This is a genomic window from Cyanobacterium sp. Dongsha4 (assembly GCF_036345015.1).
Classification (GTDB): domain Bacteria; phylum Cyanobacteriota; class Cyanobacteriia; order Cyanobacteriales; family Cyanobacteriaceae; genus PCC-10605.
Map to the genome: position 1 here is coordinate 4,169,472 of NZ_CP084098.1, position 18,487 is coordinate 4,187,958.

General features: G+C 37.3%; 8 protein-coding genes and 1 tRNA gene. 4 read left to right on the forward strand and 5 right to left on the reverse strand.

Annotation, left to right across the window (positions count from 1 at the left end; translation table 11 throughout):
- Window positions 1-49: 49 nt before the first annotated feature.
- The gene (locus Dongsha4_RS18305) at window positions 50-373 is read left to right on the forward strand and encodes a hypothetical protein (RefSeq protein ID WP_330203703.1); all 324 of its coding nucleotides are present in this window, start codon (window positions 50-52) and stop codon (window positions 371-373) included.
- A 32-nt stretch (window positions 374-405) separates the two neighbouring features.
- On the opposite strand, the gene Dongsha4_RS18310 is transcribed toward Dongsha4_RS18305, so the two are convergent.
- From Dongsha4_RS18310 to Dongsha4_RS18325, 4 genes are all read right to left on the reverse strand, one after another.
- Window positions 406-489, reverse strand: a tRNA-Leu gene (locus tag Dongsha4_RS18310).
- Window positions 490-535: 46 nt separating this feature from the next.
- Complete coding sequence (locus Dongsha4_RS18315) at window positions 536-1,360, reverse strand: hypothetical protein (RefSeq protein WP_330203704.1); 825 nt, start codon at window positions 1,358-1,360, stop codon at window positions 536-538.
- Window positions 1,361-1,363: 3 nt separating this feature from the next.
- Window positions 1,364-2,938, reverse strand: a complete 1,575-nt coding sequence (hmpF, locus tag Dongsha4_RS18320) for a pilus motility taxis protein HmpF (protein WP_330203705.1) — start codon at window positions 2,936-2,938, stop codon at window positions 1,364-1,366.
- A gap of 483 nt (window positions 2,939-3,421) precedes the next feature.
- Window positions 3,422-3,868: an ABA4-like family protein gene (locus Dongsha4_RS18325; protein WP_330203706.1), complete on the reverse strand. Its 447-nt coding sequence runs from the start codon at window positions 3,866-3,868 to the stop codon at window positions 3,422-3,424.
- Between the two features lie 90 nt (window positions 3,869-3,958).
- Here Dongsha4_RS18325 and Dongsha4_RS18330 point away from each other — a divergent pair, with 90 nt between their 5' ends.
- The gene (locus tag Dongsha4_RS18330) at window positions 3,959-5,203 is read left to right on the forward strand and encodes an efflux RND transporter periplasmic adaptor subunit (protein WP_330203707.1); all 1,245 of its coding nucleotides are present in this window, start codon (window positions 3,959-3,961) and stop codon (window positions 5,201-5,203) included.
- A 208-nt stretch (window positions 5,204-5,411) separates the two neighbouring features.
- On the opposite strand, the gene Dongsha4_RS18335 is transcribed toward Dongsha4_RS18330, so the two are convergent.
- Window positions 5,412-6,431, reverse strand: a complete 1,020-nt coding sequence (locus Dongsha4_RS18335; protein ID WP_330203708.1) for a methyltransferase — start codon at window positions 6,429-6,431, stop codon at window positions 5,412-5,414.
- Between the two features lie 800 nt (window positions 6,432-7,231).
- Here Dongsha4_RS18335 and Dongsha4_RS18340 point away from each other — a divergent pair.
- Together Dongsha4_RS18340 and Dongsha4_RS18345 are read left to right on the forward strand one after the other, a co-directional pair.
- A complete protein-coding gene (locus Dongsha4_RS18340) occupies window positions 7,232-7,387 on the forward strand; it encodes a hypothetical protein (RefSeq protein WP_330203709.1) in 156 nt (51 codons plus the stop codon).
- Window positions 7,388-7,476: 89 nt separating this feature from the next.
- On the forward strand, window positions 7,477-18,483 hold the full coding sequence (locus tag Dongsha4_RS18345; RefSeq protein WP_330203710.1) for a Calx-beta domain-containing protein: 11,007 nt from the start codon (window positions 7,477-7,479) through the stop codon (window positions 18,481-18,483).
- Window positions 18,484-18,487 lie beyond the last annotated feature (4 nt).

Genomic DNA, 18,487 nt, shown 5'->3' on the forward strand with positions numbered 1-18,487 from the left:
GTCAGTAGGATCAATTATCATGGTTTCCCTGTTAGTAAATTGAATATTCATGAATAGCGATTATAATTATAGTGCGATCGAACCCAAAATCAAAGAATTAGCTAAACAGATTTGGGACATAGCCGAAGAATCCCAAGAAAATCTCTTTGCAATACTCTTAATTTTAAGAGAATTAGAAACATTACACCGCAACATTCGACAAGAAATGTTTGAACCAGTCTTACCAGACACTCGTCATCGCCTCTATTTACTCTTAAGACATTTAGAAGAAGTAGGAGGATGGCCTTACATAGAAAGAATGCGACTTAAAGATATTTGTGCTAAATTAATACTCTCAGAAAATAACTCAGCACACACAACAGAAGACAGTTAAATAAAAAGTTGAATTAATAGACAATTAATAAATGCGGAACCCGGGACTTGAACCCGGAAGTTCTTGCGAACACTAGAACCTGAATCTAGCGCGTCTACCAATTCCGCCAGTCCCGCACTGATAATTTAACAATTTTAGCGTATTTAATAATTATCTGGGAAATTATTTCAAAATCCACTCTAAACCAATATTAAGTTGAGAGTCTTCCTGCTTAATAGAATTTTGCCAACTAATACCACTCGATAGACGTAAATGTTTATTAATCGCATATCCTGCTTTAATTTCTGTAACCCCTACTTCATCATTGCTAGTAGGAGCGATAAAACTTTGAATTAAAGATATATCTGCCGCACCTTGAGGAGAAAATGCAAACTTTACCTTAACACCAACATTAACACCATCACTATGATAACCATTAGTTTCAATGTAACGATAACCAACCACAGGAGCAATGTTAATATAACCACCCAAAGGTAAAAGGTAATATTGTATTGTGCTACCGATAGAAACACGTTGCCCTTGAGAATTATTACTTAAATCACTGCTGTAGTTAGCACTAAAAGTTAGAGGAGTATCACCTACAAATAAATCTTCAATACCAACATAAACGCCACCAGAATTGTTATTAGAAGGAAACTGACTATATCCGACACGAAATAAAGTAGGAAAACTGGGTTGATTGCGAATTTCGTCACTAACATCAGGAATTTCTTTAATCCATTTTTGAATAACTGGACTATTCTCTATTAAATTAGGGTCAACATCTAAGTTTGAACTTTCTCCCACCGTCTCTCCATAAACCTGAGAAATAGACAATAAGTAAAAAACGAAAGTAACAAAACAAATAGGTAAAGACAAAAAACGAATATTTACAAAAACTTGAATATACTTAATAAGGTCATAATTTGAGTATTTTATTAAATAACCCTTTTCTCTGCCCTCACTATTATCTTTTATTCCCTCACTGAGTATAGTTAAAATATTCACAGCTTATAGTACGGATTGAATTTGTTGTAAGAGATATTCTATTTTTTTGTTTGCAGGTTCTAAACTTTGAAGTTGATTTCTTGCAGAATTTAATTCCTGTTGCAAGGGATTGATATTTTGTTCTAAAAGTTCCACCTCAACCTCAGCTTTGGCAACTTGTTGATATAAATTCAACCACTCTTCTTCTAAAATTTCCGTTTGAGCTTGTTTTTGTTCATACTGTTGTCGAACTTGATTTAATTCCTGTTCTAAACGGGGACGAGTTTGACGTAAACTATTCATCTCACTTTCTACTTTTTCTTTATTTCGGGCAATAATATCTTTTTGTACCTCAATTTCATCTTTCAAAGGTCTAAGGCTAACTGTTTCGGAAAATTCCACATCGGCTAAACCTTTACGACGACTTAAAATTTTCAAATGCTCATTTAAAACTTTCTGTTGCTTTTTGAGATTTTTTCTTTGACCTACCAAAGTTTCATTTAACAACTTCATTGCCTCTTGAGCATCTGCTAATTCCGTTTCCAAGGAGAATTTTTCTACCTCACTAGCCTGAGAAAGTTTATGTTGAACATCTTTCACTTCATTACTTTGTAAAGATAATTCCTCCTCTTGCATATTGACGAAATTAACCAGTTTTGAAGTTTCCTGCTGTAAATTATTAAAAACTTCCTCTAATTCCCCTAGAGGCATGGTTTCCAATCTTTGAAAATCAACATCGGTTTCATCACTGTCATCCATCAAAAAATTCACCTCATCATCAAGACGTTGAACAGCCTGATAATTATTGTTAATGCGCTCAAAAGCACTTTCTTTTTCTTTAAGTAGATGTTCTTGTAATTCAAAATTAATTACTGCTTGTTGTAACTTTTCATATAATATTTTCAGCTCTTGTCTTTGTTGCAACAAACTTTGTTTTTTAGAATTCAGTGCCTGTTGCTTCTGTTGCAATGTAGTTTTTTGCACTTCTAGCTGTTGCCAACAATTATCTAATAATGCTTGTTGATTATCTAAAGCTGATAGTGCTTGGGGTAATAATTCTCTGTTATAGCCACTTTGACTAAATTCTTGGATAACATTATTTAGTTTTTCTTTGTTTTGATTAGAGCGAGTTTGTTCTTGTCTAACTTGTTCCCATGCACCACTAAGTTTTTCTTTCTCCTCTTCCAGTCTGGCTAGTTCTTGTTGTTGTTGTTGTAATAATTGTTGTTGCTGATCTAGTTCTGCTTGACGACGACCAATTTCCTCTCCTTGAAGTTGTAAAGATTCTTTCCATGTTTCTATTTCTTCCTCTTGAGCCTTTGATTTCTCTAAAGTTCTGGAAAGATGACGTAGATAATTAACTATTCTTTGACCTGCCAATTCAGGATTGGATTGTAATTGTTTATTTCCATCTAAATTGAGAATATAAAGAGTACCTTTTCCTGTTTGATCGTTAATAGAGTCAGTGGTAATGATGTCATCTCCGGAAACAATATTCCATGTTTGATCACTGGCTTGTACTGCCAACAGTTTTAATTCTGTTTTATAGCCACCAACAAAACCTCTATTTTGAACTTTTACCTCTGCCAGATATAACACAAATCCTGATCCCTACTTATGGTTTACCTTTTTATAATATATTCCTCTAATCATAAATGATAATAGCTCATGATTGGATTTTGCCACTAAATGATTGAGGTTATTTGTATCCTAATTGACCATGATTATATGAATTTATCTTTGATATTGCCAAAAATAATTCTACAATTGTGCTTGTTAGTAATTCCATGTTACCTAAAATCATACCTCAGTTTGATACTAGAATATCTGTTGTTGGTTTCAGGTTTGATTTTTCAAATTTATTGATTCTTAACTCTTCCTAGCCTCTTTTCAAAGCAGGGTTTTTCAAAGTCGGTATCAAAACGTTTTAACCTCACCCCTAACCCCTCTCCCACAGGCGAGGGGAAATATAATGCAAAGTCCTTTTTATTAAGGGGGATTTAGAAGGATCGGAAACTTTGAAAATCGCTTATTATAATCACTAATTACTAATTGAATTATAAATAATTTAAGGAAGTTTAACTAGACCATTTCTGTTTCTGTTTTTTGGATAATACTTAATTGAATAAAACGAGTAATTATGTGGGATAAAAACCCAATAGGACCGGCGAATAAGCAAAGAATTAGAGAATGAGTTGTCCAGATTTTTTCAGTTTGTCCTTGCCAATAAATATATCTACCTAAAAATAAGTCTAAAACAAGAAAGTGAACCCAACCAGCAAAAGTAATATTCGGATTACTGAAAACTTGAGCTAAATCTGTCAATTTAGGATTGGATAATATTTCAATTGATTCAGAATTTAAGCCAGTAATAAACAAATAGATATAGACAAATATTAAGGGCAAAAAGATCACATAAGATTTCATTATTTTTTGTGTCCACTGCCAATTAGGTAGAAAGACTATCATTGTCCAAAATGGTAAAACAAATAGATTTGTTAAATTAAATAATTGGTTGAGATCTATCATTGATTTCTATTTTTTAACTCCACATATGAAAATGATACAATAAAACAAATTTTTTCTGTACTTTAATCAAATTTTACCCAATTAATTATTATGAGTATTTATTCTAATTTTATTAAGTTTTCTTGTTTATTATTATTTATCTTTCCTCTGGCTAGTTGTGGAAATCCTCCCGAAACTACTGCCCAAGAAGAGGAATCTTTACCTCCATCTGCTCGTATTCCTTCTGTGGACATTCAAGCGGTTTCTAGGGAATTTTTAACTCCCACAAGGGAATATATCGGTACAACTGAACCTCTAAAAGAGGTGATTATACGTTCTCAAGCGGAGGGGCAGTTATTGGAGTTAACAGTAGATGTGGGCGATCGCATCTCGAAAGGTCAAACTATCGCATCTTTGGATGATACTTTACTCAATGCCTCTTTAGCAAGGGCGCAAGCGGAATTAATTTCCCTTAACTCTGCCGTTACCGAAGCTCAATCTGATGTGGTTTCTGCTCAAGCGGAGGTGGAATCTGCAAGGGTGCGTTTTCAACAAGCTCAAGTTGATGCTAATAGATTACAACAATTATACGAAGAAGGTGCGATCGCAAAAAGAGAAGTAGAATTAGCTCAAACGGAAGCTAAAACAGCAGAACAGGCTTTAAAATCAGCACAATCTCAAGTAAAAGTGAGAGAAGCGGCAGTAGAAACCGCCAAGGGGAGAATTGCTAGTCAAAAAGCGGTTATTGCTGAAGAAAAAAAGAGATTAGCATTTACACAAATAAAATCTCCCTCTGATGGTTATGTTTTAGAAAGATTAACCGAAGAAGGTAACTTAATTCAAACAGGAGGAGAAATTATTAGTATCGGCGATTTTAGCCAAGCCATTGTCAATGTAGCGGTATCGGAATTAGATTTAGAAAAAGTGGCATTAGGCAAAACCGTTAACGTCAAACTGGATGCGTTTCCTAACCAAACCTTTACAGGTATTATTAATCAAATATCCCCCGCCGCCCAAGGTGACTCCCGACAAATACCCTTAGAAATTCTGTTAAGCAATCCCGAAGGGAAAATCAAACAAGGCTTACTTGCAAGGGTTAAATTTACCGCCGATAATCCTTCTCTTACGATTCCTGAATCAGCTTTACAGGTGGGAGAGCAAGATAACATAGTATTCGTGGTTAATAATCAATCTTCAGAAACAAAAGTTATTGCCAAACAAGTAACACTAGGAAAAAGAAGAAACGGTAAGGTAGAAGTTTTAACAGGTTTAAACGAAGCAGATAAAATTGTTTCCCGTAGCAGTAAACCTTTAGACGATAACCAGAAAGTCAAACTTAGTGCTATTAGCAACTAAGCAATAAGTAACCTGAATCAGAATAAATTTTCGTCTATGAGTGATGGTGAAAAGGGCAAGGGGCAAAGGTAAATAGTTGATAATTAAGAATTTAAAAATTAAAAACTCTGAATTCCGAACTCCGAACTCCGTACCGCTTTGCGGAACGAGCGCAGCGAACTCTCGTTTCTCCCCAATCCCCCAAAATTTTAAACTAAATTCCAATCTTTTATTTTTTTGTTGCTTCTAAAATGCAGACTTCCTCGGATGTAGTGACTATCTGATGAAGAGTTAAACCAGCTAAAGAAAAAAGCTCTTCAAATTCGATTTTACTTCTTTCTTTTCCCCCCGGACACATCACCAACATATTCAAATCCAACATCTTCGCTGATGATGGGGTATCTCCTTGAGGTACAATCATTTCCATCACAAGAATTTTGCCATGTGCTGGTAGCACTTCACGACAATTCTGTAAAATTGCGATCGCACTTTCGTCACCCCAATCATGAATAATGTGCTTAAGTAAATAAGCATCACCCCCAGACGGTATCTTCTCGAAGAAACTGCCACTAATTGCCTGACAACGGTTAGTAATATTATGTTTTTTTAAGGTTTCCTGACAATGACTAATAACATATTCCTCATCAAAAAGAATACCTTGACATTGAGGATATTTTTCCAGAATTGAGCCTAACATTTCCCCATAACCGCCCCCCACATCAACAATGGTAGTAAAATCAGAGAAATCATAAGCCTCTAAAATTGCCCTTTCCTCACTGAAAGAAAAACTACTCATGGAATTTTCAAAAATTTCCGCATCTTCTGGATGAGACTTAAAGTATTCAAAAACTCCCATACCAAATACATCATCAAAGGCTGGTTTTCCCGTTTTTACGCTGTGCAATAAATTACCCCATGCCTGATAATGGGGGGCTTCTCCTAACATAATTGCTGTTGCTTTTACCGATTGGGGATGATTTTCGCATAAATATTCCCCTAAAGGAGTTAGACTAAAGCATTGAGATTCAACTTCGGAAAAAATTCCCACACTAGCTAAGGCTCTCATCACACGATACAGTGCAGAAGAGCTAATATTCTTTAAACTGGCTAATTTTTCGCAACTCTGAGGGCTATTTTGCAATAAATCAGGAATACCTAATTTGCTAATGACATAAATAGATTGAGATAACCAATAACCAGAAATCATCTGAGTTAATTGAATATGAGGCGGTAAAAGATGATTATTCATCAATTTAACTATATTTTTTCTAAGTTTATTTTGATTGTAAATCAAAATTTATTGAAAGAATTAAAAATGTAATCCAGTTTGCATTTAATAAGCTATGTTAACAATTTTTCACTCCTATGTATTTGACATTGTTTCATTTGGAAATACTTTTTCAACGTTAGATAAAATTTAAGGTTTTATCACAGAGGTTAAGGAAGAATACAAGCTATTTTTTTGTTCCAATTAAAACTAAGTGAAACTTAATATTTAACTATATTTATTATACTTAGCAATGTCATAATTTGAAGTTTTATGAGATTACCATTTATTGTTACATAAACTTTTATTTTGTAATGTAAATTTTGCTAAAACAGAGCAAACATAAAAAGTTTAAATAGGCTTAAATAATACTAATCCATTAGTTATTAGGTTTTTACCTGATCAATGAATCAACAATTATGGGTACTTTTTTAAGAATTTTCCGAGGGAAGTTTTGTCCGTATTTTCTGTGGTCAGCAACTATCGTTTACAGCAAGGTGATGTGGGTTGTGTATCTAAAGGCTATGGCCATGCACTGATTAATAAAACCTCAGTTCGATTTAAAAGTTGTTGCTATGGTTAGGTTTCAGGTTGCAGGTTGCAGGTTTTAGGTTTAATTTTCTAATCAAGTTGTTTAGTTAATCTAAAGATTGAAAATAATAAAATCAATAAAGATGTGTTTTTTATCAATTCTTTAACCCGATACCTAACACCTTTCCAAAACCGAAAATTCTATATCGAACTCAGGTAATAAAGGGGATAAACCGACAGATATTTTGATTGTGTTTGATAACGGAGACTATCAGAGTATTGATCTCAATGATTGGATAATGAGTAATCCTAATTCAGCTTTGGGAAATACCTTTCAACTTTCCCCTGAAATGCTAGAAAAATTACCCGTCAATGATCAACTGTTTCTTTATCCCTCTAAATCTTAAAATCTTAGTCAAAAATAAAACAACTCTAAAACTGTTTCCTATTCTCTATTTTCACTAAAAAACTTTTTCAGCAACCTCTCATATAACCCATGACAATCAATTTATCGAACCGCCTTTCCTCCATAACCAAAGACTCTGCTGGTGTTACCCATATTGTTTGGGTAGAAGATGCTACTCTCTTCCATGCAACCTATGATGATAATTCTGCTACTTGGATTAATAGAACTGCGATCGCATCTGTCGGTAGTCAAAAGATAGTCAGTTTAAACCTCATTGCAAATGATAATCTGATCGAGATTTCTAACTCTACTAACAAGTTACCCGGATTAGCCGTAGTTTATCAACAGGGTAGTGAAAATGAGAGCAATATTTTCTATACCGCCGCTCAATATGATGCTAGTGGTAAAACTCAATGGTTAGATAAACCTCAAGCCTTAACCGCCGATCAAGTCGGAGATTTAGAACCAAGGGCGATCGCAACTGATGATGGAACAATATTTGTGGTTGGTCAAAAAGTTAATACGGACAATGTCACTAACCAAGCTATTCGAGAAGATACAGATCTTTATTACCAATCTTTTAATGTTTCTAGCAGTCAATTTACCACCTCAGCAGAATCTAACTCTCTCTCTTCATCTGCCACTTTAAGATTACAAACAAATGTATTAGGTTATTCTGGTCAAAATCAAGCTGTTGCCGCATCTTATTCACCATTAAGCAACACAGAAGCGGCCACTTTAGCTCAATCAGCATTTAATGGACAAGAATTAAATTGGGAAGCATCCAGTAATTTTAGCCCCAGTGCTTTAGAGTTTATTTTTTCCAAGGGAACGAAAGATAAAGTACGAAAAACCCTCAAAAATGCTTTTGGTGGCTTATCACTTGATATTTCCCTACAAGGGTCAAGTGGAAATAATCCTAACTGGAGTTTATTTGGTGGAGGAGTTTCTACTGATGGCAAATTACTGCTCAATGCCGTTGCCTCTCTTAGCTATGCTAAAGCCTCTGACAAAAAAACTCCCCTACAGAGACAAGTAAAAACCAGAATTACAACAAACAATCAAACTAATGCTGTTAATTTTTCCGTAACTTTGTCATCTTTGTACACTTACGGAAACAAAAAAAAATCCACGGGAAAGTTTCCCCTAGTTCTGGAAACAGGCAGTTTAGGCTTATCTTTTGCTTTTACCTTTCCTATTGTCGGTGGAGTAGAACTTTCTGAATTTGATACCAACCTTTTTAGTCTTAATGCTTTCCTCAACGCAGGAATAACTCTTCAGTGGCAATTAAACCCGAAAGATCCTAATACATATCAAAGTATTTTATTCCCCTACATTAATGATAACGATAGTACTGCGGCATTGTTGGTAGGCGACTCATTTGCAACCCTCCCAGGGTTTTCTCAATTTGCAGCGATCAATGCTCTTCTTGCAGATATTATTGTCGCATTTGAGTCCATTGATAATCAAGGACCTTTATCATTAGAGTCTCTTTTAATTGCTATTCCCATCCAAGGCGGAGTTGAATTAAATGTTGATATTCCTTTTGTTTTCAAGCTAAAAGGTTCTGTAGGAGTCTTTTTAGATGGAACATTTTTGCTAAAAGGAACTTCAGATTCTCCCAAAGATACTTTTACCCTTGGATTGCCCTACAGCCTAGCGGTTCAAGTTCTCGGACTGATCAATGCCAAAATCGGGGGTTTTCCGACTTGGACTTGGCCAGAATCTTCTTCTGAGTCTTTAACTAGCAATAATTCTGCTGAAGTATTATCAGCGACTGGAACGCTTCCCACTGTAGAAGGTTCTTTGCTAACTATCCCCTTTTCAACGAGTCTTAATCCTGATTTGAACCTTAACCCAGAAGAGTTCACTGTTCAAGTGATGAACCCTGATGGAACTCAATCAACTATTCCTGTTTTTGCTGTTATAGTTGAAGAAAATGCGGTTATTCTTCGTTTAGAGCAATCAATTCCCTATACAATCTTAAATGATCAACCCTTAACCGATAATATCACTGTTAGTTATAGTGGTACTCAACCACTCAATGGCTTTACAGAAAGCACCGTCATTAATAACTCTGCTCAAACTCTAGTTTATACCTATGACCCTACCAGTGGCACTGGTGATAATTATGCGAATAGCAATCAACAAATAACCATTGTCTTTAATACACCTTTAAATACTGATATTGTTCCTGATTCAAGTCAATTTGTGGTAACTGATAGTGATGGAACAGTAATTAATTTGATTCCGTTCGAGGAAAATAATCAAAATCCCATTTATGTTAATCAAAATACTGTTATTTTAACCCTAGAGGGAACAATTCCTTCAGGGGAAAATTATACAGTGCAATATACTCCTGTGACGGGGGCAAACAATAATTTAGAAAGTGCTAGTAATCAAGACATTACTTCATTTACTATCAGCAATTCTACCCCTTCGACCACAGCAGGAAATATCAACACTACATTTATCAGTGCCGAGAGTACCAATCAAGTTCTAAATAAGATAGAAAATGACTTCGCCCAAGATAGCCCTCCTACCTTAGCTCTTACCAGTGAGGGGGACATTTTGCTTGGTTGGAGTAGTGATGCACCCAATTTATTACCCATTTCCGCCCTAGCCCAAGGTAGTAATATCTATCTAACCTTTGGGGAAAACTTAGCCAATAATCAAGGAAACTATCTTAATCCCACTGCTGACCAGTTTATAGTTGTTATTGATGGGGTGACTCAATCTTTAAGTGCTACCCAGTTACCTTCTGTTGAGGGTAATACACTGGTTTTAACACTGGATCAACCCATTGCGGATAATGCGACAACGATTTCTGTTGATTATAACTTAGTGGCATCTGAAGGCGATGTTAGTAGCAATTTAGCCTATATAGATTTAACAGGTACAACATTTTGGTTGGAAGAATTTACCGATTTACCCGTTGATTTAATTAATGAAAGTAACTCACCCACTGTCTTAAATTTAGAGGTTAATGGCACTATTTATAATGGTTATGCTTTAAATCAAACCATTGTTATTCCCTTTGATCAGGAATTATTATTTACTTCAGAAAATAATCAAATCCCTAGTGATACTTTCACCGTTTTAGTGGATGGTCAAGGAGTTGGTGTTCTTCAAGCTATTATCAATGACACATCAGTTGTTTTAACTTTAGATAATTCCATTCAAATTGGTCAAGGTAATACGGTTTCTGTGGATTATATCTCAGATCCTGACAATCCATTAAAAGGCATAAACGATCAAGTGGTTGCCTCTTTTTCCCTAAGCAGTATTCTCACGACTGCCACTAATTCGGGTACAGTCATCAAAACTGCGTTTTCCCCCTTTGGTGATAGCGGTATTTCCGAAATTATAACAGTTCCGGGTACTAAAGGCTTAAACTTTGATGTTGCTTCAGCACTCACAACAGATAATATTAATGTTTTGGCATGGGTTCAAGTAGATAACTCTGATTTAATTATTCAACAAATACCGGGGCAAACCTATACCAATGAACAAATCGAACAGATTAATTCAGCAATTAGTGAGTCGGATATTTACTATTCAATTTTAGGTGCAGATAATCAGTGGAGTTTAGCTCAACCCATTGCACCCATGCAAACAGGTCAAGATCAAAAAGTGACTCTAGGAAAAGGTCCTAATGGTGACTTAATCGCCGCTTGGTTAAACACTCAACAAGCAAGTAATGGTGACACAGAAACAACTATTTATTGGTCAAGTTTTAATGGCACAGATTGGACAACACCTCAAACCTTATTATCGGAAATTTCCCCCAATGCCTTCACAGAATTAACGATTAGCTCCATTAATAATCAACCTGCCATTTTCTGGACAGAAAGCCAACCAGCATCCTACAGCGATCGAGTCTTAAGCCTACAACCCTTAGTATATTTACGTTTGGGAGAACTGAGTGGCACAACAGCAATTAATGAAGGAGAGTCGGCACCAAGTCTTAATGGTACTTATAGTGGGAATTTCACATTCAATCAAATAGGGGCATTAGATGATATTGCCAATAATTCTGGAGATCCTAACCCCGCAGTATTGTTTAATGGAGGTGGTGTAAGCCTTGATTCATCTATTCCTGTTTCCATTCAAGGATTTTCCGTAGAATTTTGGTTTAAATTGCCTAGTCTCAACGCCATTCCGAACTTGGTATCTATGGCAGATGTCTTTCTTTTTACCGTTAACGATACTCAGTTAAGTTTTAGTTTAGACAATTCTGATAATTCAACTATCTCGATAAATCCACCTCTTGATATTGATACTTGGTATTACGTTGTTGGCACTTATGATGGTACTCAGGATATTCTCTCTTTATACCTCAATGGTGAATTGGTAGGAACGATGGAGGACGTAAGTTTTGCCAATTTACCCCCATCAGGCAAATTAGATATTGTAGGTCAGGGAGGCTCGGTTTATGTGGACGAGGTTGCGTTTTATAACTCAGTTCTTTCCTATGTTCCAAGTAGTAATAGTTTAACTGCTTCCAACGTTACGGATTTAACGGGCAGTCAATTTCTGGATGGTGCTTTAGGAACTAACGAAATTGGCAATAACTATAATGCTCAGTATCTTGACCCCGTACCAGCAGGACCAGAAGCTCATTACAGCGTTTGGAATCCTGCAACTAATAGTTGGCAACAAGACGGTCAAATCGAGCCCACTCCTGCTATTACTCCCACAATTTTGAGCGATGCTAATTATCCCATTTGGGACATTGTCTCTGCTACCACCTCTCCCACTGGTACGATAATTTTCCCCAACGGACAAGCCGATAGCATTTTCCAAGTTCAATTGAAAGGAGAACAAAATCGAGAAATTACAGGAATTTCCGTCACTGTCTCAGGAACAGGACTACTATGGGGAGTAGGGGAACAAGGTAATGGTACTCCTATTGGAGGCTATCAAGTTGGGGTTATTTTAGGAGAAACCGTCACCAATAACAATAATCAATTAGCATTTGCAGAGAGTGCGACTTTACTTAATAGCCTTAATTCCAATCTGCCTCAATTAAATCATCAGATAATGGGAGAAACTGAAGTTCTGAATTTGTTAATTGATGAAACTGGTAATACCTTTTCTGAAACTCCAACGGTTACTGTTTATTTCAAAGATGGCGGAACTCTCACCCCAGAAGTGACAGGATTTTCTAACTCAGGGGGTACTACCCAAGGCACGAATGACTTAGGAACGCAAGTTTTAGGCATTGCTACCGTAACCGAAGCAAATGATGCTTCATTGGCTAATATTGATAGTGGCTTTATTATTGACACGGATAATCCTGCGATCGCATCTGTGTTAGCCAGTGCATTTAACTCTAATGGTAGTTTAGCTTATGTTGCTGTGGGCAATCGAGGCTATACCGATAGCGATGGTAATTTAGTCAGTGGTGGCACGATTCAGATTTTGTTACCTGACGATAGCGTCTTAAAAGGTGGGGAAACTAAACCCCTAACAACAACAGATTTATCTGGTAATCCGGGTGGAGTTTTAATCACAGGAATTGCGGATAGTGGCCTCCTAAATGGTGGCGTATCCATGAGTTTAGCCACAGGAGATATTGATGGTGATGGTGTCGATGATTTAGTTATTGGGGATGCCAATGCTAACAATGGCAATGGGGCAATTTACGTCATTTACGGCAGTTACCTCACGAGTAATCCCGGCATCACCATAGATGTTAGTACTTTAACTGCAACTCCCTCTAGTATTGGTTATGCGATCGCACCTAATATTTCCGATGCCCAAGCAGGGTTTTCTGTTATTGTCGGGAATTTTGACGGCGATTCAAAATTTACCCGTAATGATATTGCTTTTGGAGCTCCAGGAGTTGGTGATGGTGGTGCTGTCTATGTTGCTTATAATGGGCTTACTTCATTCACCCCAGTTTATACAGGCACAAATTCCGAAAGAGCAGGATTTGCTTTGGGAGTTTCTCATCATTCAACGGAGAATCCAACAACATTTACAGGTAGTAGTACCAGTGACGATCTTTTCATCGGCTCACCGGCTTATCAAGTAGAGGTTGCCAACCAATGGAAAGGAAAAGGAGGATTACCATCAGGCAGTCAATCTCTATATCCTGATAGCACTTCTATCGGTGCTGGAGCAGTTCATGTTTTTTCCAGTGGCAATAATGGCTTTTCCCAATGGGCAACTTATACAGGTCCAAATGTTCCTGCCGCCAATGGAGTCGCCGCTAACTATTTAGCAGGAGGTGCGATCGCATCTGAAGACCTTAATGGAGATGGAAGGCAAGACCTAGCTATTTCAGCAACGGGAGTCAATGCTAACGCTGGGGCAGTATATATCATCAATGGTGATGGAGCTACTCAAAACGTCCAACCCCAAACGGTAAATGACATTAGTAATCTCATTATCAATGGTTCTATCGTCAATGGTAAAGCAGGAACTGTTATTTCCGCCCCCGGTGATCTCAATGGCGACGGCTATCAAGATTTCCTCATCACCGCCCCTCAAGCCAGTAATGGTACAGGTCAAAGTTACTTATTATTTGGTCCTTTGAATTTAACCGAAGTTGGAACGAGCTTCGATTTGGGAGTAACCAGCCAAGACAAAACTTTCTTGCTTAACGGTAATCTACCCTATCAACTGGCAGGTTCGGCGGCTATCGGTTTGGGAAATATAACGAGCAAGAAAGGCTCTAATAATCAATCCGTAGATAGTCTGCTAATCACTGCACCCAATGCCCAACAAGTCTATGCCGTCTATGGTCAGCCTTATTTAGAAGATGATGGTAGTATTAAATTAGCCAATATAGCCTCTGATAACGGCTTTGTGATTGACGGCAATAGCTTTAGCACCTTCAACGTAGTCAATCCAGAAATTCCCAATCAAGCTACCAATTTAATGCCCTCTTTGGTGAGCCATCAAGGCACTCTATACATGGCAGTCAAAGGAGAAGGAAGCAGTACAGATATTTATATCACTACCAGCACAGACGGAGGAATAACTTGGAGTCCCGCAACAGTTGCGATCGCAGGTGCAACTAATTTCTCTCCCTCTTTAGCAGTTTATAATGATGTATTGTATTTGGCTTATACAGGCTTAGACCCCCAACTCAATATTCTTGCCAGTACCGATGGAGGACAAACTTGGAGTCCTCAGTCTGTTATTGGTCAAACATCCAACAATTCCCCTACATTAGTGGTTTATCAAGATCAGTTATTTACCTTTTTTACGGCGGATAACCAAACTGACAGTATCCTCTATATCTATTCTGATAATCCTCTCGAAACTTGGTCTTCAAACTTTGCTGTCACATTTAGCGGAGGCAATCAAACCAGTGCTAGTGCCGTTAGTGCCACTGTCTTTGATGGAGCTCTTTATCTTGCCTATCAAACAGGCACTCAAAGCAGTCCGGGTAATACTTTTGACATTACTTCAACCAATGGTGCGGATTTGAATAACTTATCATGGGCAATTGCTTCCATCCCCAATATTGTTTCCAATCAACCTCCCGCACTGACAAGCGATGGAACAACCCTCTATCTTACTAATACCACTGGATATACTCTGACATTAACAGAGGTGGGTAGCTTGGTGCTTTTATCCCCCACTGGAGAGCAAGTGTGGGAGGCGAGAAATAGCAATAACGAGGTGATCACGGGAGCAAATATTGCGCTCATGCAAGATGACGGTAACTTCGTTCTTTATGCAAATACTAATCTCACAAACCCTCTTTGGGCAACTGCAACAAATCGAGGTAGTGTCAATTATCTTCAATTAGGCAGTGATGGCGGACTTTACATTATTGATTCTGAGACAAATACTGTCCTTGTCACCCTTTATGATAACAATGGCACTGCCAATCCCAACAATAGCAGTAATGCCAAATTGGAAGAAGGAAGTCAGCTTTTATTAAGACAAACCCTTCAATCAGGTAATAGTTTTATTAGCATTTATGATGGAGTTGGTACTGGAGAACCTGTTTGGACAACGGTGGAGATTTCTGGCAATAGTAACTACGCTCCACCCCCTACAATCGTTGATAATAAACTCTATCTAGTCAACTCGATTGCTAACGCAGGTTATCAAGTGTTGGATTCTTCCTTGCCTCCTTTTTCTCTCTCTAACAATGGCAATATTGTCCAAATGTTAGGAGATATTAATGGTGACGGCTTTGCTGATGTGTTTTCAGGAGGAAGTAACGCTGGAGTAATTATTTTTGGAGATAGCACGAAAGATTTATTAACCGAGGCAAGTACAAGTGATGACCTAATCATTACCGTCCAAGGTGCTGACATTCAGGACGTAATTAATATTGACGATTTTAACGGCGACGGATTAGGAGATTTTGGAGTTATAGACAGCGAAGGTAATTTTTATATTATTCTTGGCAACCCAGATTTAGGTGAAACAACACAACTCACTTTAACTGATCCAGTAACTAATGTTTCTTCGATTGAAAGTGTTATTGGTATCGGTAAATGGTTCAATAACGGTTATGACGATTTATTGGTAGTAGGGGAAAATCCTTTCATTGGTCAAGGTATTAATCTGTTTACAGCTCTAGGCAACAATCAAGAAACCACGTTTTTTAGTGAGTCAGATTTGACGTTCATATCTTCTTCAGATCCTCAACTTAAATCTACAGGCACTGGAATCGATTATGACGGCGATGGTTCTAATAATTTGCTGTATAGTCCATCAAACGAATCTGGTTTTTCCAATCGGAGTTTCTCAGAGGCAGATCTATTTGGTGACGGTAAGCCTGTTCTAACTGTTGATGTACCAAGCCCTTCTACCATTAATCAATTACAATCTATTGGCGATTTCAATGGGGACGGTATTGAAGATTTAGCTGTCTTTGTTAATGATTATATTGATGGTGTGGAGGGGAAACATCCTCAAGCAATCTTAATTTACTATGGCAACGCCAATGGCTTAACTAATTCATCACAACCTGATTTATTTTTCGCTTATTCTGATCCCAATTCTTCAGAGCAAATTTCAACACTGGCACAGGCAGGGGATGTTAATGGTGATGGTTTTGATGATTTTTTAGTAAGTTCTTCCAACTCCAATAATAATAAGGGTAGTGTGATTGTTGTATTTGGCGGAGATAGTAGTCTTTGGCAACCTATACAATTCGGTATTCCTTTTCCCTTAGAGGGGATAAACAATTCCTATGGTTTTGTTATTGAGGGATTGCCTAATTCTGAGGCAGGAACTTCAATTAGTGGAGGAGATGACGTTAATGGGGATGGTTTCGATGACTTCATGATTGGTGCTCCGGGGAATAACGATGAGCTAAGTTATGTTCTCTTTGGCAGTGACTTTAATCAGACAGTTAATCAAACGGGAACTATTGGCGATGATGTCATGCTCGGTACACCCACAGGAGAAAGTTTTGTTGCAGGGCAAGGAGATGACCAAATTTACGCCAATGGCGGTTTAGATGTGGTTTATGCGGGGACAGGAGATGACTTTGTTTCCGTTGCTGACACCTATTTTCGTCGCTTAGATGGAGGGGCGGGGTTAGATGTTTTAGAATTACATGGTTATAACGGACAAGATTGGGATATTACCACACTTGCTCCGGGAGTAAGGGTTCAAGACTTTGAAGTAATTAATATTCTCGATTATGGAGCTAATACGTTAACTCTTAATTCCGTGAGTGTTACTAATTTATTGAGTAACAACACCCTTATTGTTTTGATGGATAGCGTTGATAGCCTCATTTTAAGTGATGATTTTAGTTCAGCAGGAACTACTTATCAATATGGTGATAAATACTATCAATATACTTCTGATATTTCAGCGGCGATAGTTTTAGTCAACCAAGCCAACGCTCCAACCTACACAGCCCCTAGCAACAATCGTCCTGCTCCAATCCTACCCTCTGTCGATGAAGATGTTAGTTTAAACTCCCTCAGTGATTTTACATCCGATTCTCCATCACAATCTCTTCTTTCTAATCCTAATGCTCCGACCCAATTATTTGTTAGCAATCCTAAGAGTTCAGAAAACCAAGGCAGTGTTGATTTTAAAATTGAACGAACGGGAAATTTAGATAAGTATGTGGAAATTAGTTATCTAACTCAAGATGGAAGGGCAAAAAGTGGCAGAAACTATAATTCTGTAGCAGGTAAAGCAATATTCAGCCCGGGAGAAAGCACTATTACTGTGTCTGTCCCTTTAATACTCGATGATGTTTATACGGGTACAAGAGATTTTGGTTTGTTAGTGACTCTTGAAGAAGAAAGTTTCAATCCTCTAACTAATGAATTTCATCTGTCTGTAGATTCTACCGATGGACAAATCCGTAATTGGAATCACATCATCAATGATCAGCCTCTCAGTGTTATAGATGGACAGTTAGAATTTCGTGTGACTACTACAGATGGTAAAGGAACAATAAAAATCTATTTTGACTGCGATCGAGATTTTAATAGTTATTATGCCTTCAATAACGAAACTCAAACCTATCAGGCATTTGAATTTAATGGTGATATGGGGGCAGAATTATTTGATGAGGATAATGATGGTCATTATGAGGGAGTTATTTTACAGGTTCAAGATGGTAGCGAATACGATTTAGATGGAGCTGAAAATGGGATTGTTCTCCAACGAGGATTTTTTGCTAAAGGCGATCGCCCCTTAGTTACTTTAAATCAACCTATGTACCGTTTTCGCAATACTAGCTATGATACTGGAGTTTATCTTTATGCAGGGACAACAGAAAGTGTTTCTATTCGGGAAAACTATCCCAATTTTGTGGAGGAAGGATTAGCTTTTTATGTTTCCACAACTCCTCAAGATGGTTTAATTGCTTTTAATCGTTTCCAAAATATGAATTTACCCGGTGCTTACCTATACGCAGGAGAAAGTGAAAGTGAGTCTATTCGAAGAAATTACCCTAATTTTGTGGAAGAGGGAATTGCCTTTTATGCTTATCCTCAAGGTTCACAAATAGCAGATCAAATTTCTCGTTTCCAAAATAGTAGTTTACCCGGTACATATCTTTATACAGGTCAACCTGAAACAGATAGTGTCATCAACAACTATTCTAATTTCAATCTTGAAGGAATTGCGTTTGAAGCGATTTTAACTTAAACTC

What these genes read in the sequence shown, in the direction of transcription:
- Dongsha4_RS18305 (WP_330203703.1), top strand. Translation starts at nt 50, where the DNA reads ATGAATAGCGATTATAATTATAGTGCGATCGAACCCAAAATCAAAGAA.
- Dongsha4_RS18325 (WP_330203706.1), bottom strand. Translation starts at nt 3,868, where the DNA reads ATGATAGATCTCAACCAATTATTTAATTTAACAAATCTATTTGTTTTA.
- Dongsha4_RS18330 (WP_330203707.1), top strand. Translation starts at nt 3,959, where the DNA reads ATGAGTATTTATTCTAATTTTATTAAGTTTTCTTGTTTATTATTATTT.
- Dongsha4_RS18335 (WP_330203708.1), bottom strand. Translation starts at nt 6,431, where the DNA reads ATGAATAATCATCTTTTACCGCCTCATATTCAATTAACTCAGATGATT.
- Dongsha4_RS18345 (WP_330203710.1), top strand. Translation starts at nt 7,477, where the DNA reads ATGACAATCAATTTATCGAACCGCCTTTCCTCCATAACCAAAGACTCT.